Annotated in this window: 17 protein-coding genes; 14 read left to right on the top strand and 3 right to left on the bottom strand. The window is 68.4% G+C overall.

All coding sequences use genetic code 11. The annotated features are described in order from the left end of the window. The first annotated feature begins 3 nt into the window (after nt 1–3). From AC07VS_RS05350 to AC07VS_RS05320, 7 genes are all read left to right on the top strand, one after another. Nucleotides 4–1,098 (top strand): HlyD family secretion protein, encoded by a 1,095-nt coding sequence (locus tag AC07VS_RS05350; RefSeq protein ID WP_494750369.1) that lies wholly within the window; start codon nt 4–6, stop codon nt 1,096–1,098. After that, entirely contained in the window at nt 1,095–2,615 is a 1,521-nt protein-coding gene (locus AC07VS_RS05345; RefSeq protein ID WP_494750368.1) for an efflux transporter outer membrane subunit, read from the top strand. The genes AC07VS_RS05350 and AC07VS_RS05345 overlap by 4 nt, the downstream gene beginning before the upstream one ends. Next, a complete protein-coding gene (locus tag AC07VS_RS05340; RefSeq protein ID WP_494657874.1) occupies nt 2,612–3,754 on the top strand; it encodes an ABC transporter permease in 1,143 nt (380 codons plus the stop codon). The genes AC07VS_RS05345 and AC07VS_RS05340 overlap by 4 nt, the downstream gene beginning before the upstream one ends. A 304-nt stretch (nt 3,755–4,058) precedes the next feature. Next, nucleotides 4,059–5,102 (top strand): peptidoglycan-binding protein, encoded by a 1,044-nt coding sequence (locus tag AC07VS_RS05335; RefSeq protein ID WP_492350523.1) that lies wholly within the window; start codon nt 4,059–4,061, stop codon nt 5,100–5,102. Nucleotides 5,103–5,214: 112 nt separating this feature from the next. Continuing rightward, on the top strand, nt 5,215–6,384 hold the full coding sequence (locus tag AC07VS_RS05330; RefSeq protein ID WP_494657876.1) for an aminopeptidase: 1,170 nt from the start codon (nt 5,215–5,217) through the stop codon (nt 6,382–6,384). 2 nt (nt 6,385–6,386) lie between these two features. Continuing rightward, on the top strand, nt 6,387–6,689 hold the full coding sequence (locus AC07VS_RS05325) for a polyhydroxyalkanoic acid system family protein (protein ID WP_494657878.1): 303 nt from the start codon (nt 6,387–6,389) through the stop codon (nt 6,687–6,689). Between the two features lie 58 nt (nt 6,690–6,747). Beyond that, entirely contained in the window at nt 6,748–7,272 is a 525-nt protein-coding gene (locus AC07VS_RS05320; RefSeq protein ID WP_494750367.1) for an ureidoglycolate lyase, read from the top strand. Nucleotides 7,273–7,314: 42 nt separating this feature from the next. On the opposite strand, the gene AC07VS_RS05315 is transcribed toward AC07VS_RS05320, so the two are convergent. Then, nucleotides 7,315–10,230, bottom strand: coding sequence for a bifunctional diguanylate cyclase/phosphodiesterase (locus AC07VS_RS05315; protein WP_494750366.1), 2,916 nt, complete (start codon nt 10,228–10,230; stop codon nt 7,315–7,317). Nucleotides 10,231–10,372: 142 nt separating this feature from the next. On the opposite strand from AC07VS_RS05315, the gene AC07VS_RS05310 reads away from it, so the two are divergent. Then, on the top strand, nt 10,373–11,203 hold the full coding sequence (locus AC07VS_RS05310) for a creatininase family protein (RefSeq protein ID WP_494750365.1): 831 nt from the start codon (nt 10,373–10,375) through the stop codon (nt 11,201–11,203). A gap of 13 nt (nt 11,204–11,216) precedes the next feature. Here the strand turns inward: AC07VS_RS05310 and AC07VS_RS05305 are convergent, their stop codons facing one another. Together AC07VS_RS05305 and AC07VS_RS05300 are read right to left on the bottom strand one after the other, a co-directional pair. Then, entirely contained in the window at nt 11,217–13,472 is a 2,256-nt protein-coding gene (locus AC07VS_RS05305) for a putative bifunctional diguanylate cyclase/phosphodiesterase (protein WP_494750364.1), read from the bottom strand. Between the two features lie 92 nt (nt 13,473–13,564). Continuing rightward, the gene (locus AC07VS_RS05300; RefSeq protein ID WP_494657887.1) at nt 13,565–14,509 is read right to left on the bottom strand and encodes a LysR family transcriptional regulator; all 945 of its coding nucleotides are present in this window, start codon (nt 14,507–14,509) and stop codon (nt 13,565–13,567) included. A gap of 172 nt (nt 14,510–14,681) precedes the next feature. Between AC07VS_RS05300 and AC07VS_RS05295 the strand changes: the two genes are divergently transcribed. The 6 genes from AC07VS_RS05295 to AC07VS_RS05270 are packed head-to-tail and all read left to right on the top strand — an operon-like array spanning nt 14,682 to nt 21,590. After that, the gene (locus tag AC07VS_RS05295; protein WP_494750363.1) at nt 14,682–16,355 is read left to right on the top strand and encodes an ABC transporter substrate-binding protein; all 1,674 of its coding nucleotides are present in this window, start codon (nt 14,682–14,684) and stop codon (nt 16,353–16,355) included. Nucleotides 16,356–16,374: 19 nt separating this feature from the next. Further along, nucleotides 16,375–17,328, top strand: coding sequence for an ABC transporter permease (locus AC07VS_RS05290; RefSeq protein WP_492350513.1), 954 nt, complete (start codon nt 16,375–16,377; stop codon nt 17,326–17,328). A gap of 30 nt (nt 17,329–17,358) precedes the next feature. Continuing rightward, the gene (locus AC07VS_RS05285) at nt 17,359–18,258 is read left to right on the top strand and encodes an ABC transporter permease (protein ID WP_494750362.1); all 900 of its coding nucleotides are present in this window, start codon (nt 17,359–17,361) and stop codon (nt 18,256–18,258) included. After that, a complete protein-coding gene (locus AC07VS_RS05280) occupies nt 18,255–19,379 on the top strand; it encodes an ABC transporter ATP-binding protein (RefSeq protein WP_494750361.1) in 1,125 nt (374 codons plus the stop codon). The genes AC07VS_RS05285 and AC07VS_RS05280 overlap by 4 nt, the downstream gene beginning before the upstream one ends. Continuing rightward, complete coding sequence (locus AC07VS_RS05275) at nt 19,376–20,419, top strand: ABC transporter ATP-binding protein (protein ID WP_494750360.1); 1,044 nt, start codon at nt 19,376–19,378, stop codon at nt 20,417–20,419. The genes AC07VS_RS05280 and AC07VS_RS05275 overlap by 4 nt, the downstream gene beginning before the upstream one ends. Next, complete coding sequence (locus tag AC07VS_RS05270) at nt 20,406–21,590, top strand: amidase (protein ID WP_494750359.1); 1,185 nt, start codon at nt 20,406–20,408, stop codon at nt 21,588–21,590. Before AC07VS_RS05275 ends, AC07VS_RS05270 begins: the two co-directional genes overlap by 14 nt. The last annotated feature ends 4 nt before the right edge of the window (nt 21,591–21,594 follow it).

Here is a 21,594-nt window from a genome sequence, read left to right as displayed (position 1 = left end):
TTGATGTTCAAAAAATACCTGATCTTCATCGCGGCCGTGCTGGGCCTGCTGGGAGGCTTTCTGGGGGCCTACCTGTTCGCGGTCGAGCGGCACCCGCAGCCGCCGGTGTTCAAGCCCGCGCAAAGCCCGTACGCGAGTGCCATTTTTGCCAATGGCATCGTCGAGAGCAGCCAGGACAGCGGCGCCAACATCAACCTCTACCCCGAGGTGGCGGCTCCGGTGCTGAAGGTGCTGGTGCGCGACGGCCAGAGCGTGAGTGCCGGCACCGCCCTGCTGCAACTCGACGACACGGTGCAGAAGGCCAGCACCGAACAGCTGCGCCTGCAGGCCGAGGCCGCCCAGAGCCTGTTGCAACAACTGCGCGCCCAGCCGCGGCCCGAAACCCTGGCCATCGCCAAAGCCCAGCTCACGCAGGCCGAAGCCAATGTGCAGGCGGCCCGCGACAGTTTCGACAAGCGCCAGCGCACCTTCGAAGCCGACCCCCGGGCCATCAGCCGTGACGTGCTGGACGGCGCACGCCACGCCCTGGCCCAGGCCGAAGCGGGCCGCGAGGTCGCAGCCCGGCAACTGGCCCAGACCCAGGCCGGGGCCTGGCAGTACGACATCGCCAGCCAGGACAAGCAGGCGCAGGCCCTGAACCAGGCCTACCAGGCGGCGCGGGCTCAACTGGCCAAGTACACCCTGCGCGCACCGGTGGACGGTGTGGTGCTGGGCGTGAATGCAGCGCGTGGCGGCACCGCGGGCAGCAACGGGGCCTACAACCCCTACACCCAGGGCTACGATCCGGTGGTGGTGATGAGCGGCCCGCAGGACACGTTGGCGGTGCGTTGCTTTGTCGACGAGATCCTGGTGAGCCGCCTGCCCAAGCCCGAACAGATCCGGGCCGAGATGTCGATCCGCGGCACCGAGCAGAAGGTAGCCCTGACCTTCGACCGCGTGCTGCCCCTGGTGATGCCCAAGATCCAGCTCTCGAACCAGCGCCAGGAGAAGGTTGACCTGCGGGTGCTGCCGGTGCTGTTCCGCTTCAAGCATGCCGACGCTCCGGTGGTGTACCCGGGCCAACTGGTGGACGTCTACATCGGGAGCAAGGCGCCATGAGCCCCGGTCCGCACCTTCGCCTTCGCAGGCCCCCCCGCCTGGACCGCAAGCCGATGGTCGCGGCGCTCTGGCTGGCCTTGAGCCTGTCCGGCTGCGCCGTGGGGCCCGATTTCCAGGCCCCTGCCGCGCCCGCCACGACCCGGTACCTGCCACAGGCGCTCACCCCGACCCCCACCGCCCAAGGCCTGAGCCAGCGCTTTGATGAGACCGCCGACCTGCCCCGCGACTGGTGGCGGCAGTTCCAGTCCCCCGAGCTGGATGCGCTGATGCAGCGCGCGCTACAGAACAACCCCGGTCTGCGGGCCGCCCAGGCCAGCCTGCTGCGCAGCCAGGAGAGCCTGCAGGCCGGCTACGGCGTGTTCTTTCCTCAGGTCAACCTGGGGTTGGACGCGCGGCGCCAACAGACCGCCCCGATCCAGCAAGGCCTGCTCACGCCGGGCGCGCTGTTCAATGTGGCCACACTGGGTCTGAGCGTGGGCTATGCCCTGGACCTGTTCGGCCAGCAACGGCGCAACGTCGAGGGCCTGCAGGCCCAGGCCGAGCAACAGCAGCAGCTGACCCGGGCCGCCTACCTGAGCCTGTCGGCCAATGTGGTGAACACCGCCATGGCCCGCGCCGCCTACGAAGCCCAGTGGGAGGCCACGCGCGACCTGGTGGCCCTGCAGCAAACCCAGATCCAGCTCACCGAGGTGCAGGTGCGTGCCGGCACCGCCGCCCCGGCCAGCCTGCTGGCCCTGGCCGCGCCGCTGGCCAGCAACCAGGCCGCCTTGGCCGCGCTGCAGCAGAAACTGGCGCAAAGCCAGCACCTGCTGAGCACCTTGGTCGGCGACGAACCCGCCGCACCGGCGCTGCCCGCGCCGCGCCTGGCCAGCCTGCACCTGCCCGAGCGCCTGCCCCTGCGCCTGCCGGCCAAGCTGGTGCGCCAGCGGCCCGACATCCTGGCCGCCGAGGCGGTGGCCCATCAAGCCAGCGCCGCCGTGGGCGTGGCCACGGCCCTCATGCTTCCGAACGTGAGCCTGGGCGCCACCGCCGGCAACGCCGCGCGCAGCCCCGGGCAACTGCTGGGCGGCAGCGAAACATACTGGAGCTTCGGCCCCTCGGTCAGCCTGCCGGTGTTCCAGGGCGGCAGCCAGTGGCATGGCCGCGAGGCCGCCCGTGCCAACCTGGACCAGGCCCTGGCCAGCTACCGCCAGACTGTGCTGAGCGCCCTGGCCCAGGTGGCTGACACCCTGAGCGCGCTGGGCCAAGATGCCCAGGCCCTGGACAGCCAGGAGCGGGCCTGGCAGGCCGCAGCAGGCTACCTGCAGCAGGCCCAGGCCAGCACCCAGGCCGGGCTGGGCAGCCACCTCGATGTGCTGGCCGCCCAACAGCAATTCCAGCAGGCCAGCATCGCTCGGCTGCAGGCGGTGGCCCAACGCCAGCAGGACACGGTGGCCCTGTTCGCCGCCCTGGGGGGCGGCTGGGAGCCTGGGCCGGGCATGGGGGCCGCAGGGCCGGCCCGGCAGGAGGCGCCATGAAACATGGCGGCATCCTGCGCATCGGCTTCAAGCTGCTGGTCAACGACAAGGGCAAGTTCTCGGCCCTGGTGATGGGCATCACGTTTTCGGTGTTTCTGATGGTGCAGATGACGGCCATGTTTGCCGGCATCCTGAACCGGGCCTATTCGACCGTGACCAACGTGGGCGCAGAGATGTGGGTGATGGACCCGGCGGTCAACACCGCCAGCAGCCCCATCCCCATGCCTGACTACCTGCTGGACGCCGTGCGCAGCCTGGACGGCGTGCGCTATGCGGTGCCGATCTTCATCGGCGGGGCCCAGGTGCGCCTGGCCAATGGCAGCTACCAGGGGGTGAGCGTGATCGGCCTGGATGATTCCACGCTCTACGGGCGGCCCGATCTCGAACAGGGGCAGATCCAGGATCTGTTTGCCGAGAGCGGTTTTGTGGTGGTGCATGACTCGGAATACGGCAAGCTCGGCAACCCGGTCATCGGCAGCTCGTTCGAGCTCAACGACCACCGCAGCGTGATCGTGGGCATTGCGAAGGTGGCCGCCAACGGCCTGAACGGTGTGCCCACGCTCTACACCACCTACAGCCGGGCCACCGAGTACCTGCCCACCACCCGCTTCACGATCTCGTATGTGCTGGTGCAGCCCAAGACAGCCGCCGATGTGGCGCACATCCAGCAGGCCGTGGCCCGGCTCGGCTATGTGGCTCGCACGCGCACCGAGTTCAATGACGCCATCGCCCACTTCTACACCTTCCAGACCGGCATCGGCACCAACCTGCTGCTGATGACCATCATCAGCTTCATCGTGGGCCTGTCGATCTCGGGCCAGACCTTCTACACCTTCATTCTGGAGAACCTGGAGAAGTTCGGCGCGCTCAAGGCCATCGGGGCCAAAAGCCGTCAACTGGTGCTGATGATCCTGTTCATGGCCGGCTTCACCGCCCTCACCGGCTATGGCCTGGGCGTCGGCCTGGTCAGCCTGATGATCTCGATCGCCCGCGCCCGACTGCCCGGCTATGCCGCCATGACCACCTACGGCAACCTGGGCATGGCTTTTGTGATGGTGCTGATCATCGCGGGCATTTCGAGCTACATCGGCATCCGGCGCGTGCTGCGCATCGAGCCTTTCGACATCTTCAGGGGCTGATCGGTGCCCGCCTCGACTTCGCCTGTTGCATCAGGACAACAGTGGGGACCTGAAACAGCCCGACTGGCTTGCGGCAACGCAAAGGCCTCTGAATCGCCGGCCCAACGCGGGTTTCCCGGGGATGTGCGTTGCAAAAACTTTTGTAAACATACTGACGCGCACGTTAGCATCTTCGAGTTTTCCGCCGCACGACTGACCTGGGCAGCACAGGCCCGTGGAATGCCGTGCGAAGGGAATCCTGGGAGCACCCGAACCATTCCAACATCCGCATGCCCGACATGCGCTATTCACTAGAGTTCATTTCATGGCCTTCAAATTCCCCCATCAACTGACGCTGCTGGCCCTGGCCGGTTCATTGGCCGCCCTGTCTGGCTGCGCCACCATGGAAACCGGCTCGGCCGCCGCCAAGACCGAAGCCACCGGCTCGGCCGGTGGTGCCAACAGCCAGGGCGCCAACAGCAAGCTGCCACGCTGCGAAGAAACGCTGGGCACGATCGCCATCGTCGAAGACACCAATGCCCCCTGGTACGTGATGCTGACGCAGCAACGCCACCTGGGCCCGACCACCCCGGTGCTCAAGCTGCTGATCCAGCAGTCGAACTGTTTCGTGGTGGTGGACCGGGGTCGCGCCATGAACAACATGATGCAGGAACGCGCCCTGGCCCAATCGGGTGAACTGCGCAACAACTCCAACTTCGGCAAGGGCCAGATGGTGTCGGCCGACTACTCGCTGACCCCCTCGATCACCTTCTCGAACAACAACGCCGGTGGCGCCGGTGCGGCAGTCGGTGGCCTGCTGGGCCCCGTGGGTGCCCTGGTGGGCGGCAGCATGAGCGCCAAGGAAGCCAGCACCCTGCTGACCCTGGACGACAACCGCTCCAGCGTGCAGATCGCCGCAGCCGAAGGCAGTGCCAAGAACTGGGACTTCGGTGCCTTTGGCGGCATCCTGGGTGCCGGCTTCGGCGGCCTGGGCGGTGGTTACACCAACACCGCCGAGGGCAAGGTGATCGTGGCCGCCTTCCTCGACTCGTACGCCAACATCGTCAAGGCCGTGCAGAACTACAAGGCCCAGACCGTCAAGGGCGGCCTGGGCACCGGTGGGCGCCTGAACGTGGACGGCGGCGTCAACCCCAACGCACCGGCCGCCAAGGCAGCCCCGGCGGCTGGCGCCGGCATGAGCGTGCTGGCAGCTCAGCAGAAGCTCAATGACCTGGGTTTCAGCGTCGGCAAGCCCGATGGCTCGATGGGCCCGCGCACCAAGCGTGAACTGGCCAAGTTCCAGAAGTCGCGCCAACTGCCCACCACCGGCGAACTCGACACCGCCACCCAGGCCGAGTTGAGCAAGTAAGCGAGATCCGCTCACGGCGGCCATGAAGGCGCCTGGCCTGTTCTGATTTCGGAATGGGCCAGGCGCCTTTTTGCTGGGGCTGCAGGCGTTTCACGCATGCTGTAATCCGACCATGCGTGCGCCTGATCTGTCCACATCAACCGTCTTCCTGCCTGGCCGTATCCTGCGCCAAGCGCTGCTGGCCTGCCTGCTGGCGTGGGGCCTGACGGGCTGCAGCACCCTGGGTTATTACTGGCAATCGGCGAGGGGCCATGTGCAGCTGATGCAGGCCGCCCGGCCCATCCCCGACTGGCTGGCCGACCCGGCCACGCCCGCCCTGCTCAAAACCCGGCTGCAATCGGCACAGGCCTTGCGCGAATACGCGGTGCGCCAGCTGGGCCTGCCCGACAACGCCAGCTACCACCGCTACGCCGACCTGCACCGCAGCGCCGTGATCTGGAATGTGACGGCGGCGCCGCCCGATGCCCTGACGCTGCACACCTGGTGCTTCCCGGTCACGGGCTGCATCGGCTACCGAGGTTACTTCGATGTGCAGGAGGCCCGTACCGAAGCGGCCACGTTGCGTGAGCAGGGGCTGGAAACCCATGTCTACGGCGTGCCGGCCTACTCGACCCTGGGCTGGCTCAACTGGGCCGGGGGCGACCCGCTGCTCAACACCTTCATCCAGTACCCCGAAGGTGAACTGGCCCGGCTGATCTTCCACGAGCTGGCGCATCAGGTGGTCTACCTGAACGGCGACACCCCCTTCAACGAATCTTTTGCCACTGCGGTCGAGCTGATCGGTGTGCGCCAATGGCTGGCCCAGGCCGCCAGCCCGGCGGCGCGCGAAACCTATGCCCAGAGCGAAGCCCAGCGCCTGGGCTTTCGCCAACTGACCCGGGCCACGCGGGCCCGCCTGGAGGCGGTGTATGCCGGGGCTCGCCAGCCAGGCCGCAAGCCCGCCGACCTGGCGCAGCAGAAAGCCGAGGTCATGGCGGATTTCCGCCGTCAGTACGCCGAAATGCGCCGCCATTGGCAGATCGACCCACCCCGGCAGGCCGCCTACGACGCCTGGGTGGCGAACGCCAACAATGCGGCCTTTGGCGCACTGGCCGCCTACGACGCGCTGGTGCCGGGCTTCGAGGCCCTGTTCGAGCAGCAGCACGAGCGCCAGCCCGAGCAGGCCTGGCCGCTGTTTTACGAGGCCGTGCGACAACTGGCTCGTCAGCCTGAGGCCGAGCGCCTGCGCCGGCTGCAGGCACCCGCACCGGTATCATCGGCCACCCCTTCTGCCGGAGATTGAACTTGCCCGACATCCACATCCACCGCGACCATGAGCTGGGCCTGAACGGCGCCCGCGAGGTGGCCACAGGCTGGGCCGAAAAGGCCGAACGCAAACTGGACATGAGCTGCCGCTACGAAGAGGGCGACGCCGAAGATGTGCTGCATTTCAGCCGGGCCGGTGCGCAGGGCACGCTGCGGGTGAACGCCGAGCGTTTCGAGCTGCAGGCCACGCTGGGCTTTCTGCTGGGCTCGTTCAAGGACCAGATCGAACAGGAAATCGCGCGCCAGCTCGACGAGCTGATCGGGCGACAGCGCCAGGCCTGAACCCGGGATGGCCCCCGGCCGCACGAGGGCAGGCACGCCCCATGCTTGCCTGGGCGGCATGAGTTGTCTGACCCCCACCCTGCTGCGGCCCCAGCCGCTGAGTGCCTCGGCGTTTGCCCCTTTTGGTGCCGTGCTGGAGGGCTTTGGCACGCCGCCGGCGCAGGCGCGCCCCATCAATGACCACAGCTGCTGGCGCCTCGATCTGCCGCTGGACCTGCGTTTCGAGCAGGCCGGCGGGCAGGCGGGCCTGGCCATCTACAGCGCCGAGGCCCGGCGCTTTCCCCTGCCCGTGGATGTGCTGGAGCGCCACACCCTGGCCAGCCAGACCTTCATCCCGCTGGAAGGGGCGCGCTTCGTGGTGGTGGTGGCCCGGCCCAATGCGCTGCCGGGGCCCGACGATGTACAAGCCTTCATCAGCAATGGCCGTCAGGGCGTGCTGCTGCACCCCGGCACCTGGCACCACGCCCTGTTGGCGGTGGACGCGGGCAGCTTCGTGGTGCTGGAACGGCATCCGCCCGCGGGTGCCGCCATCGATTGCGAACTGGCCACCCTGGCCGAGACCTTGCAGCTGAGCCTGGGCTGACTGGGGCCGCGGCCCCGGCCGGAGCCTGGGGCATCGGTCAGCTCAGGCCCGCAGCGGTTCGGCCACGGTCGCCCGCAGCTGGCCACGCCGGTAACGGCGCAGCCAGTCACGGCATTCGTCAGCCGGCATGGGCCGGGCAAACAGGTAGCCCTGCAAGGTGTCGCAGCCACGCTCCGTCAGGAAGCGTTGCTGGGCCTCGGTCTCCACGCCCTCGGCCACACAGCGCAAACCCAAGTCCTTGGCCATGGACAGCGTGGCCCGGGTGATGGCCTCGTCCTCCACGTCGCCGGGCAGGTCGGCCACAAAGGATTTGTCGAGCTTGATGCGCGAGATGGGCAGGCGCTTGAGGTAGCCCAGGCTGGAGTAGCCGGTGCCAAAATCATCCAGCGCGAAGGTCAGGCCCATGTCGGCCAATTCGCGCAGGCGGTTGTCCAGGTCCTTCAGCGGTTGCATCAGCAGGGTTTCGGTGATCTCCAGTTCGATGCGTGCCGGGTCCACGCCACTGGCACTCAGCGCATGGCGCACGGTGTCGATGAAGCCCGATTTGCGGAACTGCATGGGCGAGATGTTGATGGCCATCATGAGGTCCATCTCGCCAAGCTGGGTCCAGTCCTGCAACTGACGGCAGGCCTGGTGCAGCACCCAGGCCCCCAGAGGCTCGATCAGGCCGCAATCCTCGGCCACCGGAATGAAGCGGTCAGGCGGGATCAAGCCTTCATCAGGGTGGCGCCAGCGCACCAGGGCCTCGACCCCCGCCACCTGCCCGCTGGCGGCATCGATCTGGGGTTGGTAGACCAGGAACAACTCGTCGCGCTCCAGCGCGCGGCGCAGGTTGTTTTCGAGGAACATGCGCCGCGACACGCGCGCGTTCATCTCCTTCATGAAGAACTGGTAGCCGTTGCGCCCGGCATCCTTGGCCACATACATGGCGGTGTCGGCGTGCTTGAGCAAGTGGTCCAGGTTGTCGCCGTCCTGCGGGTAGCAGGCGATGCCGATGCTGGCCGACAGGTTGATCTCATGGCCCTGGATGTACAAGGGGGCCTGCAGCGCCCGGCGCAGACGCTCGGCCACCTGGGCGGCCTCGTCGGGGCCTTGCAGCTGGGGCAGCAGGGCCACGAACTCGTCGCCCCCGATGCGCGCCAGCATGTGGTGGCTTTCCAGGCAGGGCTGGAGCCGCTGCGACACGGCCTGCAGCAGCTCGTCACCGAGCGCATGGCCCAGGGTGTCGTTGATGTGCTTGAAGTGGTCCAGGTCCAGGAACAGCACGGCCAGTGACTGGTGTTCTTGCAGGGCCTGCTGCAGCTCGGCCTGGCCGCGCGAGACCCACTGGCTGCGGTTGGGCAGGCCGGTGAGGCTGTCGTAATGGGCCAGCGCGGCCAGCTCCAGCGTGCGCTGCTCGACCAGGGCCTGGGTGCGCCGGGTCTGGCCGGTGATGACCAGCAGAAACGCCCCCAGCAAACCCACACACAGCAGACTCAGGGCCACCATGGCCCAGGCGCTGAGGTCACGCGCCTGGTTCAGAAAACCGGCATTGGCACGCACCAGCAGCAACCAGTCACGCCCGCCGAACTGCACCGGCAACTGAACACTCATGGGCACGTGGGCCCAGTCTGGCGCATCACAGCCGCTCGGGCCGGCCAGGCGGCGGTTGCCTGCGGCGGCCTGCGGGTCGAGCAGGCAACTCTCGGGGGGCACCCCAGCGGCCGCCGTGCCCAGCGCCTGGAGCACGTCATCCATGCGAAAGACCGCCGACACCACCCCCTTGAGCACGGTGCTGTGGGGCTGGAACACGGCCTGGTACATCACCACGCCGCGTTGCTCGCCCACCTCCTGCACCAGGCGGATGCCCTCGCTCACGCGGGGCTGGCCCGTGGTGCGGGTGCCGGCCACCGAATCGGCCGTGGCCGGCAGCACGGCCACATCCAGGCCCAGGGCCTGGGCATTGCTCGACAGGGGCTCGATCAGTGTGATGGGCAGGTAGCTGTCGCGCTGGGCTGCGGCAAAGGTCTCGCCCGTGGCTGAGCGGCCCTTGATGGGCCATCGGCCGGCTTCATAGGCGGCACGGCCGGACCGCAGGACCAGCGGGCTCCAGCCGAAATTCTGCGTGCCGCCATAGCGGTCCAGCCAATGGCGCACGGTGATGGAGAAGTCGGTCTGGGCCTCGGGTTGGGCCAGCTCGGGCGCAGTGCGGCTGATCTGCATCACCCGGGCAATGGCCTGCACACTGTCGTTCTGCGCGTCCAGGCGGCGCTGCAGCAGCCCGCCCAACTCATGCGCATACTGGTTCAGCTGGCTGCGAATGCGCTGGTCTTCCCAGTTCTTGGTCTCGAACACCACCGTCCCCACCACCAGCATGGCCAGCAACAGGGGAATGGCCACGCTGAGCCGCCGCGCCCGCCAGGCCACGGCAGGCTGCCCCAGGAACACCAGCAGCAGGGGCAAGCCCAGCACGGCGCCCACCGCATCACCCAGCCACCAGGTCCACCAGCTGAAGATGGCCTCGCTGATCGGAATGAGGCCCGACAGCACCAGCACCGGCACCGACAGACTGGCGTTGACCAGCGTGCTCAACGGCCCCACGCCCAGCAACAGCAGCATCACGCGCTGCGGCGTCTCGACCGGATCCGGGTAGCCCACCCAGCGGCGCGCCAGCCAGGCTCCCAGCCAGGCCTGCAGCGCGGCACCCACAGGGGACACCAACAGGGTCCAGGACAGACCGCCCTCCAGGCCCGCCTGCTGAGCCGCCAGCCATTGCACCACCATCGAGCCCAGCGCCACCCCGGGCAAGGCCCAGGGGCCCCGGGTCAGTGCCATGCCCAAGGCCACGCCCGCCGGCAGGAACATCAGCGAGACATAGTCCGGCGGGATGCAGATCTGCAAGGAAAGCCAGCCCGTAGCGGCATAAATCACGGCAGTCCACAGCGCCGACTGCAGCTTGGATTTCAGATCAACGGGCACTTGGGATGGGCTTGGGTGGGTATGGGCCTGCATCCTAACGGGTTGTGACGCGCAAATTGGTGATATTGGTCAATTCTGGAGATGACGGGTTCATCCGTGCTCCGGCTTGTTGCGATCGCCGCCACCCATCTAAGATGCTGGAATGATCCTTCCATCGCGCTTCTGGGCCGAGCTGAGTGCCCGTGATTTTGCCCACCTGCAGGCCAGTGGCGAGGCCGCCGAGGTGGTGGCCGTGTTGCCGGTGGCGGCCATCGAGCAGCATGGCCCGCACCTGCCGTTGAACGTGGACACGGCCCTGGTCGAGGGCATCGTGGCGGCCAGCCAGGCCTACCTGCCCGCCGCGCTGCCAACGCTGTTCCTGCCCACCCAGGCGGTGGGCCTGAGCCCTGAACACCAGCGCTTTGCGGGCACGCTGACGCTGTCGCCCGAGACCTTGATCCGGCTGTGGGTGGAGCTGGGCGAGTGCGTGGCCCGCGCCGGGGTGCGCAAGCTGTTGTTGTTCAACAGCCATGGCGGGCAGGTCAGCGTGCTCGACATCGTGGCCCGCGAGCTGCGCAGCCGCTGTGACCTGATCGTCTACAGCAGCAGCTGGTTCAACCTGCCGCTGCCCCCCGAGCTGGAGGCCCAGTTCGGGCCCGAAGAGCATCGCTTCGGCATCCACGCCGGCGACATCGAGACCTCGATGATGCTGGCGCTCCAGCCCGAACGGGTGGACATGGCCCAGGCCCGCCACTTTCACAGCAGCTCGCAGGACCGGGCCGCGCGCTACACGCTGCTGGGCAACGGACGCAGCGCCAAGCTGGGCTGGCAGATGCAAGACTACAACCCCGCCGGCGCCGCCGGCAATGCCGCCGCCGCCACCGTCGACAAGGGCCACGCCCTGATCGACGCCGCCGCCCGCCAACTGGCCCTGCTGCTGCAAGAGATCGCCGACCTGCCGCTCAGCACCTTGGTGGACAAACCCCAGTTCTGAAAGATCGAGGGGCTCAGGCCACCATCCCCACCGGATGCCGCGCCAGCCACTCGCACAGCACGTCAAAGGGCATGGGGCGGGCATACAGATAACCCTGGGCCTCGTCGCAGCCCAGATCGCGCAGGATGGCCACCTGCCGTTCGGTCTCGACCCCTTCGGCCAGCACCTTCATGCCCAGCTGATGGCCCAGGGGCACGATCATGCGGGCGATGCGGGCGCCGGGGCGCTCGGTCTCCAGCAGCTCCACAAAGGCCCGATCGATCTTGAGGCGGTCGGCCGGCAGTTGATCAAGGTAGGACAGCGACGAAAACCCGGTGCCGAAATCATCAATCGCCACGGCCACCTGCCGGCTGCGGATCTCGCGCATCACGGCGGCCACCCGCTCCATGCCGACCATGGACACCGACTCGGTGATCTCCAGCTCCAGGCAATCCGGCGCGATCTGCTTGTCGTGCAAGGCTTCATCCAGGGTCTGCAGAAAGTCAGGCTGGCCAAACTGCACTGCCGACACGTTGACCGCCATGCGCAGCGGGCGCCAGCCCAGCTGGTGCAGCCGACCCAGGTCGCTCAGGGCCGTGCGCAGCACCCAGGTGCCCAGGCCCACGATCAGGCCCGAGCGCTCGGCCACCGGGATGAAGCGGTCGGGCGGCACCAGCGAGCCGTCTTCGGCCCGCCAGCGCATCAGGGCCTCCACCCCGAGCACCGCCCCGGTGAGCAGCGAGACCTGGGGCTGGTAGACCACGAACAACCGGTCATGGTCAAAGGCCCGGTGCAGGCCGTGCAGCAGTCGGGTGCGCTCCTTGGAGTCGGCACCCAGCGCAGCCGAGTAGTACTCGATGCGCCCCTGGCCCGCGGCCTTGGCGCGCTTCATGGCGATCGAGGCATCCTTCAGCAGTTCACTGCCATTCAGGGCCGGCACCTCGGCGCAGCGCACCAGGCTCATCGACACCGACAGCCGCCGGTTGATCTCCTCGACCTGGAAGGGCAGCTCGAACAGGGTGCGCAACTCCTCCGGGTTGACCACGTCCTCATGGCCCACCACCGCAAAGGTGTTGCCCGCCACCCGGGCGATGTAGCAGCGGCTGACCAGGGCCTGTGACAGGCGCTGGGCAATGGCGCCCAGCAGCAGGTCGCCGTAGCGGTGCCCGAACATGTCATTGGTCTCGGCGAACTGGTCCACATCGATCAGGGCCAGCACCAGATCCTGCAGCTCGCCCGCGGCCACCTGCTCGTCCAGGTGCTGGACCAGGGCCGTGCGGTTGGGGATGCCGAGCATGCGATCGACAAAGGCCACGCTGCGCAGGCGCATGAACAGCGACACGTTGGACGCACACAGGGCGATGTTGGTGCAGAACACCTCCAGCAGATGGGCATCCACCTCGCGCAGCGGCTCACCCGCGGCCACAAAGGCGGCAAAGTCCTGACCGTCGCGGCCTGAGAAGAACAGCGTCAGGCTGCGCTGGGCCACCTGGCTGCGGCGCTCGGCCAGGCAGCGGCTGAGCTGCTCAACGATCTCGGGGTCGGTGATCTCGTCCAAGCGCTTCTGGATCAGGTGGCGGTACGGGCCAGCCGCCGCGATGACCACGAAATCCGACGCCTGGCCCGCGCCGGGCGAAGGGTCGGTGCTGGCGCACACCAGGCCGTCGGGTCGAATGCCGATCAGGCTGGCGATCTGGGTGATCACGCCTTCCGCAAAGGTCTGCAGGCCCTGTTCGGCCATGAACTGATTGCTGGCGGCGACGATCTTCTCCAGCCCGCGGCGGCTGGCGTCCAGGCGGCACAGCTGGTCATAGCAGCGCACGGCGGCCGTCAGGGTGGCGTACAGCTTGGCCCGCGTGAGCTCGCTCTTGGTCTTGTAGTCGTTGATGTCGTAGCGCCGGATGGTCTCGATCTCGGGCGCCTGCCCGGGCTGCCCGGTGCGCAGGATGATGCGGGTGTTGTGCAGGCCCAGGCCGTTGCGGATGTTGTCCACCATGGCCAGGCCGGCGTGCTCGGTCTCCATCACCACGTCGAGCAGGATCACCGCCACATCGTGCTCGTGGCGCAGCAGCATCAGGCCCTCGGCGCTGGAATAGGCATGCAGCAGTTGCACCGGCCGGCCCACCAGCTCCAGGCCGCGCAAGGCATAAGCGGTGCTGTCGTGCACGTCGCGGTCATCGTCCACCACCAGCACCCGCCAAGGCGGCAGCGCGGGCGAACCCGGCTGGGGCGGCGGGGCCTCGGGCGAGTCGGGCTCCTGGAGGAAAGGAATCAGTGCGTCTGATGACATGGGCTACCTGTGAAAGGGCCAAGGCCGCGCGAGCAGTCCCTGAACCTTTCAGTTCAACAACCAACCGCCTTGTATCAGTGACTATAGAGTAACTAGGGTGATTTTTTGTCGCGGGATTTTCCCGGGGCTGCCACCAGAAAGTCCGCCAGCAGCTGCACCCCCTCGTCCACCGCCCCTTCGGGGGTGGCCACCAGCAGGCGCCGCCGTGCCCAGGGGTCGGCCAGCGGGCGCCAGGCCAGCTTCATGGCCCGCGCGATGGGCAGCGACGCCGCCTTGGGCAGCACCGCCAGCCCCAGGCCCGAGGCCACCATGTGGCACACCGCGTCGAAGCTGCGCACCTGCATGCGCAGGCGCAGGGGCTTGTTCACGGCACGTGCCGCCTGCTGCTGCTGTTGCAGCATGGCGGCCCCGGCGGCCAGGCTGATCCATTGTTCGTCGAGCAGGCTGGCAAAGGCCACCGGCTGACGCGCCGGGGTGCTGGTGGCCACGGCGTGGCGCGCCGGCAGCACCAGGATCAGCTCATCGTCGCGAAAGTGCCGGGTGCTCAGGCCGCTGGTGTCGGGCCCTTCCACAAACACCGCCAGATCGGCCCGCCCCTCGCGCAGCGTGCGGACCACGGTGTCGGAGACCTGCTCCTCCAGATCCACCCGCACCTGGGGGTGCAGCTCGCCAAAACGCGCCAGCAACACGGGCAGGAACTGGTTGATCGCGGCGGTGCTGGCGCACAGGCGGATGTGGCGCGCAATGCCCTGGCGCAGATCGCCCAGCTCGCGGGTGAGTTGATCCAGGGTCTGCAGCAGGCTCAGGCCATGTTTCACGAACAGGCGCCCGGCCGGGGTGGGGGTCAGGCCCTTGGCGTGGCGCTCGAACAGGGGACCGCCGGTGGCGTCTTCCAGTTCACGCAGGCGCCGGCTGGCCGCCGCCAGCGCCAGGTGGCCCTCACGGGCCGCCGCGGTCAGGCTGCCGCTTTGTGCGCAGGCCACGGCCAGGCGGATCGAGATCAGGTCAAAGCGGGCGAGGTTGTAGGCCAGGGACATGGTGGGCTCCGGGCAAGCGGCGGGTGCATCCAAACCGGATTGGCAGGACCGGCACCACGACAGGGCTGCATGCACTGTTGCGGACCAGGCGAGCGCCGGAATGGCATCAAAACGTTGGCATGTTACTTGCACTTTGCTGCATTCAATCTTGACTGGTTAGCAGGAGCACTCCATGAATCGCTTGGTAGACCGTTTTCCCATGTCCTGGCTGCGCGCACCCGCCGTGTTGACGCTGTTGGCCGCTTCGCTGGCCGCCACCGGCAGCCAGGCACAAGAGAAGGTGTTGCGCATTGCCATGACGGCCGGCGACATCCCACGCACGCTGGGCCAGCCCGACCAGGGTTTTGAAGGCAACCGATTCACCGGCATCCCGATGTACGACTCGCTGACGCAGTGGGACCTGTCCAAGGCCGATGCGCCCAGCGTGCTGATCCCGGCGCTGGCGCTGAGCTGGGCGGTGGACGCCAAGGACAAGACCAAGTGGGTGTTCAAGCTGCGCAGCGGCGTGAAGTTCCATGACGGCAGCCCCTTCAATGCCGACGCCGTGGTGTGGAACGTGCGCAAAGTGCTCGACAAGGAGGCCCCGCAGTTCGACGCCAGCCAGGTCGGCGTGACCGCCTCGCGCATGCCCACGCTGAAATCGGCGCGCAAGATCGACGAGCACACGGTGGAGCTGATCACCAGCGAGCCCGACTCTTTTCTGCCGATCAACCTGAGCAACCTGTTCATGGCCTCGCCCAGCCACTGGGAGGCCAAGCTCAAGGCCGTGCCCGCCAGCGTGAGCGAGCTGGCGGAGCGCAGCAAGCAGGCCTGGGCCGCGTTTGCCGCCGATGCCTCGGGCACCGGCCCCTTCCACATGACCCGCTTTGTGCCTCGCGAGCGCCTGGAGCTGGCCGCCAACAAGGGCTACTGGGACCCCAAGCGCACGCCCAAGATCGACAAGGTGGTGATGCTGCCCATGCCCGAGGCCAATGCCCGCACCGCCGCCCTGCTGTCGGGCCAGGTGGACTGGATCGAGGCCCCGGCCCCCGACGCCATGGACCAGATCAAGCAGCGCGGCTTCAAGCTCTACAGCAACGCCCAGCCCCATGTGTGGCCCTGGCAGCTGTCGTTTGCCGAGGGCTCGCCCTGGCTGGACAAGCGCGTGCGCCAGGCCGCCAACCTGTGCGTGGACCGCGAGGGCCTCAAGCAGATGCTGGGCGGCATGATGGCCATCCCCAAGGGCACCGTGCCGCCGGGCCACCCCTGGTGGGGCAACCCCGCGTTTGACATCAAGTACGACGTCAAGGCCGCCCAGGCCCTGATGGGCCAGGCCGGCTTCTCGGCCGCCAAGCCGGTGAAGGTGAAGGTGCAGATCTCGGCCTCGGGTTCGGGCCAGATGCAGCCCCTGCCCATGAACGAGTTCGTGCAGCAGTCGCTCAAGCAATGCTTCTTCGATGTGCAGTTCGACGTGATCGAGTGGAACACCTTGTTCACCAACTGGCGCAAAGGCAGCAAGGACCCCTCGGCCAACGGCAGCAACGCCATCAACGTGAGCTTTGCCGCCATGGACCCTTTCTTTGCCATGGTGCGCTTCGTCAGCACCAAGACCTTCCCGCCGGTGTCCAACAACTGGGGCTATTTCGGCAATGCCGAAATCGACAAACTGGTGGCCGATGCCCGCACCAGCTTTGACGACAAGGCACGCGACGCCGCCCTGGCCAAGCTGCATGCCCGCATCGTCGACGAAGCCCCGTTTGTGTGGATCGCCCACGACGTGGGTCCGCGCGCCCTGTCGGCCAAGGTGAAGAACGTGGTGCAGCCGCGCAGCTGGTTCATCGACATTGCCACCATGACGATGGACTGAGCGCCACCGGGACCGCACCATGTTCACCTACCTGCTGCGTCGCCTGAGCTACGCCCTGCCCATCATGCTGGGCGTGTCCCTGGTGTGCTTCGCCCTGGTGCACCTGGCGCCGGGTGACCCGCTGGTGTCCATCCTGCCGCCCGACGCCTCGGCCGAGCTGGCCGCCCAGATGCGCCAGCTGTATGGCTTCGATCGCAGCTACCCCGAGCAGTTCGGGCTGTGGCTGTGGCGGGCCGCCCAGGGCGACCTGGGCACCTCGATTGCCACCGGCCGGCCGGTGGCTGCCGAGGTGATGAAGGCGGTGGGCAACACCCTGCGCCTGGCCGTGGTGGCCACCGCCATCGGCTTCGTCCTGGGCAGCCTGTTCGGCTTTGTGGCGGGCTTCTTCCGCAACTCCTGGGTCGACAAGCTGGCCTCGCTGCTGTCGGTGCTGGGCGTGAGCGTGCCGCACTACTGGCTGGGCATGGTGATGGTCATCGTCTTCTCGTCGAGCCTGATGTGGCTGCCCGCCACCGGCGCCGGCCCCTCGGGCTCGGAGGGCTGGGCCTGGGACTGGGAGCACCTGCAGTTCCTGGTGCTGCCGGCCGTGACCATGTCGGTGATCCCGATGGGCATCATCTCGCGCACTGTGCGTGCCCTGGTGGCCGAGATCCTGGAGCAGGAGTTCATCGTCGGCCTGCGTGCCCGTGGCCTGACCCAGTTCGGGGTGTTCCGCCACTTGCTGAAAAACGCCGCCCCCACCGCGCTGGCGGTGATGGGCCTGCAGCTGGGCTACCTGCTGGGCGGCTCGATCCTGATCGAGACCGTGTTCTCCTGGCCCGGCACCGGCTTTCTGCTGAATTCGGCCATCTTCCAGCGCGACCTGCCCTTGCTGCAGGGAACCATCCTGGTGCTGGCCCTGTTCTTCGTGCTGCTGAACCTGATCGTGGACCTGTTGCAAACCCTGCTCGACCCGCGCATCGCACGGGCCTGACAGACCCCCTTGACTCGGAGAAAGCGCCCCATGTCTTCAACCCTGGCCCCCCGCCGGCGCACCCTGCCCGTGACCGCGCAGACCTCGCCGGGCTACTGGCAATCGGTGTTGCAAAGGCTGCTGCGCGACCGCGTGGCCATGACCGCCGGCGCAGTGGTGCTGCTGCTGTTGCTGATGGCCGCCCTGGGCCCCTGGATCACCCCGGCCGACCCCTACGCGGCCTCGATGCTCAAGCGGCTCAAGCCCATCGGCACCCCGGGCTTTCTGCTGGGCACCGATGAGCTGGGGCGCGACCTGATGTCGCGCCTGATCATCGGTGCCCGCCTGTCACTGTTCATGGGCCTGGCCCCGGTGCTGTGCGCCTTTGTGTTCGGCTCGCTGATCGGCCTGGTGGCAGGCTACGCCGGCGGGCCTGTGAACACCGTGATCATGCGCACCATCGATGTGTTCTATGCCTTCCCTTCGGTGCTGCTGGCAATCGCGCTGTCCGGCGCCCTGGGGGCGGGCATCCTGAACTCGCTCGTGGCGCTGACCGTGGTGTTCGTGCCGCAGATCGCCCGCGTGGCCGAGGCCGTGACCACCCAGGTGCGCAACCGCGACTACGTGGATGCGGCCCGGGCCTCGGGGGCCAGCGCCTTCACCATCGTGCGGGTGCACGTGCTGGGCAATGTGCTGGGGCCGATCTTTGTGTACTCGACCAGCCTGATCTCGGTCTCGATGATCCTGGCCAGCGGCCTGAGCTTTCTGGGCCTGGGCGTGAAGCCGCCCGAGCCGGAGTGGGGCCTGATGCTGAACACCCTGCGCACGGCCATCTATTCCCAGCCCGCCGTGGCGGCGCTGCCCGGGGTGATGATCTTCATCACCTCGGTGAGCTTCAACCTGCTGTCGGACGGCCTGCGTTCGGCCATGGACAACAAGGGGACCGCATGAGCACCTGGCATCCACTCCCCAAGACCGGGCCAGAGGCGCCGCTGAGCGTGGTGGACGTGGGCGGCCCGGCCCAGCCGTTGCTGACCATCCGCGGCCTGGTCAAGCACTTTCCCCTCAAGGGCGGCCTGCTGGGCCGCCGCCGTGGCGAGGTGCGCGCCGTCGACGGCGTGAACTTCGAGGTGCTCAAGGGCGAGACCCTGGGCGTGGTGGGCGAATCGGGCTGCGGCAAGTCGACCACCGCCCGGCTGTTGATGCAGTTGCTGGAACCCACCGCCGGTCAGATCGTGTTCGACGGGCGCACCGTGGGCAGCCGTGACCTGCCGCTCAAAGAGTTCCGCCGCCAGGTGCAGATGGTGTTCCAGGACAGTTATGCCTCGCTCAACCCACGCCTGACCCTGGAGGACTCGATCGCCTTCGGCCCCCGGGTGCACGGGGTGCCGGCCGCCGAGGCCATGAGCCGGGCGCACGACCTGCTGGCCCGCGTGGGCCTGGAGCCGGCCCGCTTTGCCGGGCGCTACCCGCATGAGCTGTCGGGCGGCCAGCGCCAACGCGTCAACATTGCCCGGGCCCTGGCACTGCGCCCACGCCTGCTGATCCTGGACGAGGCGGTGTCGGCCCTGGACAAGTCGGTGGAAAGCCAGGTGCTGAACCTGCTGCTGGACCTGAAGGCCGAGTTCGGCCTGACCTATGTCTTCATCAGCCACGACCTGAACGTGGTGCGCTACATGAGCGACCGGGTGCTGGTGATGTACCTGGGCGAGGTGGTGGAAGTGGGCCCCGCAGGCGCCCTGTTCGACGAACCGGCCCACCCCTACACCCGCGCCCTGCTGTCATCCGTGCCCTCGATGGACCCGGACCACCGCACCGAGGCCCCGGCCCTCAGCGGCGACCCACCCAACCCGATCGACCCGCCGGGCGGCTGCCGCTTTCACCCGCGCTGCCCGATGGCCGCACCGGCCTGCGCCCGCCAGGCCCCCATCCCCAGCAGCGTGAGCCCGCTGCACCAGGTGCGCTGCCTGGTGCATGAGCGTGGCAGCGAACACCCCGATGCCCTGAACCGTTCGCTGCACGACCCGAGCAATCTGTTGCGCCCCCAAGGCGCTCAAGAGGCCCTGGCATGAACAGCCTCCACCCCACCCCCCTGGTGCAGATCGAGGACCTGTGTGTGACCTTCACCGGCGGCAAGCTGCCGGTGCAGGCGGTCAGCGGCGTGACGCTGAATGTGGCCCGAGGCCAGGTGATGGCCTTGATCGGCGAATCGGGCTCGGGCAAGAGCGTGACCCTGCGCACCCTGCTGCGCCTGCACCCCGAGCGCCGCACCCAGATGCGCGGCAAGGTGCTGGTGGACGGGCGCGATGTGCTGGCGCTGAGCCCGCGCGAGCTCAACGACTACCGCGGCAAGACCACCTCGATGATCTTCCAGGAGCCGCTGCTGGCACTCGACCCGGTGTACCCCCTGGGCCGGCAGATCGTCGAGGCCATCCGCCGCCACGAACCCGTGAGCCGCGCCGAGGCCGAACGGCGCGCCCTGGCCCTGTTCGAGCAGGTGCGCATCCCCAGTCCGGCCCGCCGGCTGCAGGCCTACCCGCACGAGATGTCGGGCGGCATGCGCCAGCGCGCCATGATCGCCCTGGCCCTGGCCTGCAAACCCCAGGTGCTGCTGGCCGACGAGCCCACCACCGCGCTGGATGCCACGGTGCAGATCCAGATCCTGCTGCTGCTGCGCGAGTTGCAGCGCGAGCTGGGCCTGTCGGTGATCTTTGTCACCCACGACATCGGGGCGGCCGTCGAAGTGGCCGACCGCGTGGCCGTGATGTACGGCGGGCGCATTGTCGAAGAGGGTTCGGTGCGCGAGCTGATCCGGGCCCCGCGCCACCCCTACACCCAGGCCTTGCTGGGCAGCCGCTCGCACGGCGCCATGGTGCCCGGCCAGCGCCTGCAGACCATCAGCGGCTCGCCCCCCGATCTGGCCCGGCTGCCCCCGGGCTGCTCGTTTGCCGAGCGTTGCCCGCGCGCCAGCGAGCTGTGCCGCGGCAGCCAGCCCCCGGTGGAGTCCGTCCATGCCGATCACACGGTACGCTGCTTCCATGGGCAGCTGCCTGAACGGGCCGCTGCCCCCCAGCCCGCCCCCCCTGTTGGAGACACCCATGCCTCTGCATGACCCTGCGCACGCTTTTGTTCCCTACCCCGACGCCCCGGTGCCGAACGCGGGCACCGGCCCCCTGTCGGGCCTGCGCTTCGGAGTGAAAGACCTGTTCGACGTGGCCGGCTACTCCACGGGCGGCGGCAACCCGATCGTGCTGGCCCTGTCGGGGCTGAAGACCCGCACGGCCCCCACGGTGCAGCGCCTGCTGGACGCCGGGGCGGCCTTTGCCGGCAAGACCGTCACCGACGAACTGGCCTTCTCCATGAATGGCAACAATGCGCACTTCGGCGCCCCCCTCAACGGGGCGGCGCCGGAGCGCATCACGGGCGGTTCGTCCTCGGGCTCGGCCTCGGCCGTGTCGTCCCGACTGGTCGACTTTGCCCTGGGCACGGACACCGGGGGCTCGGTGCGCGCCCCGGCCAGCCACTGCGGGCTGTACGGCCTGCGCCCCAGCCACGGCCGCATCTCGCTGGCCGGCGCCCTGGACCTGGCGCCCAGCTTCGACACCTGCGGCTTCTTTGCCCGCGACCCGCTGACCTTCTCGCGCGTGGCCGAGGTGCTGCTGGGCGAAGACAGCACGGCCCTGCCTGCCCGCCCCCGACTGCTGAAACCGGAGGACCTGTGGGCCTTTGCCCAGGTGGCCGCCGTGGCCGCCGTGCAACCAGTGCTGGCCCGGGCCGAAGCCCTGTGGGGGCCGGCCGCAGCCTGCCCGGTGATGCTGGACTCGTTCGACGCCATGTACTGGAACTTCCGCTACCTCCAGGGCCGCGAGGCCTGGATGACCGATGGCCCGCTGATCGAACGCTACGCCCCGCCGCTGGGCCCGGGCGTGGCCGAGCGCTTTGCCTGGTCGCGCCAGGTGACGGATGCCCAGGTGACCGAGGCCGAAGCCTTTCGCCGCCGTTTCCAGGCCCACATGCGGGCTTTGCTGGGGCCCGACGGCGTGCTGCTGCTGCCCACCATGCCCGATGTGGCCCCCCTGCGCAGCGAGCCTGAGTCGGCCCTGGAGGACTACCGCAACCGCGCCATCCACATGCTGTGCGTGGCCGGGCTGGGCGGCCTGCCCCAGGTCTCGCTGCCGCTGGCCCGCCAGGCCCAGGCCGACGCCCCGCTGGGCGTGTCGCTGATCGGGCCGGTGGGCTCGGATGCCTCGCTGATCAGGCTGGGGGTGGCGCTGGCGGGGTGAGCCG

It is taken from the genome of Curvibacter sp. GW821-FHT01G03 (assembly GCF_059422285.1).
This window is presented reverse-complemented; position numbering and strand designations above follow the sequence as displayed.

Excerpts from the sequence above, each read along its gene's own strand:
- AC07VS_RS05330 (WP_494657876.1), top strand. The coding sequence starts at position 5,215 with ATGCGTGCGCCTGATCTGTCCACATCAACCGTCTTCCTGCCTGGCCGT.
- AC07VS_RS05350 (WP_494750369.1), top strand. The coding sequence starts at position 4 with ATGTTCAAAAAATACCTGATCTTCATCGCGGCCGTGCTGGGCCTGCTG.
- AC07VS_RS05290 (WP_492350513.1), top strand. The coding sequence starts at position 16,375 with ATGTTCACCTACCTGCTGCGTCGCCTGAGCTACGCCCTGCCCATCATG.
- AC07VS_RS05340 (WP_494657874.1), top strand. The coding sequence starts at position 2,612 with ATGAAACATGGCGGCATCCTGCGCATCGGCTTCAAGCTGCTGGTCAAC.
- AC07VS_RS05300 (WP_494657887.1), bottom strand. The coding sequence starts at position 14,509 with ATGTCCCTGGCCTACAACCTCGCCCGCTTTGACCTGATCTCGATCCGC.
- AC07VS_RS05305 (WP_494750364.1), bottom strand. The coding sequence starts at position 13,472 with ATGTCATCAGACGCACTGATTCCTTTCCTCCAGGAGCCCGACTCGCCC.
- AC07VS_RS05335 (WP_492350523.1), top strand. The coding sequence starts at position 4,059 with ATGGCCTTCAAATTCCCCCATCAACTGACGCTGCTGGCCCTGGCCGGT.
- AC07VS_RS05285 (WP_494750362.1), top strand. The coding sequence starts at position 17,359 with ATGTCTTCAACCCTGGCCCCCCGCCGGCGCACCCTGCCCGTGACCGCG.
- AC07VS_RS05345 (WP_494750368.1), top strand. The coding sequence starts at position 1,095 with ATGAGCCCCGGTCCGCACCTTCGCCTTCGCAGGCCCCCCCGCCTGGAC.
- AC07VS_RS05270 (WP_494750359.1), top strand. The coding sequence starts at position 20,406 with ATGCCTCTGCATGACCCTGCGCACGCTTTTGTTCCCTACCCCGACGCC.
- AC07VS_RS05280 (WP_494750361.1), top strand. The coding sequence starts at position 18,255 with ATGAGCACCTGGCATCCACTCCCCAAGACCGGGCCAGAGGCGCCGCTG.
- AC07VS_RS05275 (WP_494750360.1), top strand. The coding sequence starts at position 19,376 with ATGAACAGCCTCCACCCCACCCCCCTGGTGCAGATCGAGGACCTGTGT.
- AC07VS_RS05310 (WP_494750365.1), top strand. The coding sequence starts at position 10,373 with ATGATCCTTCCATCGCGCTTCTGGGCCGAGCTGAGTGCCCGTGATTTT.
- AC07VS_RS05320 (WP_494750367.1), top strand. The coding sequence starts at position 6,748 with ATGAGTTGTCTGACCCCCACCCTGCTGCGGCCCCAGCCGCTGAGTGCC.
- AC07VS_RS05295 (WP_494750363.1), top strand. The coding sequence starts at position 14,682 with ATGAATCGCTTGGTAGACCGTTTTCCCATGTCCTGGCTGCGCGCACCC.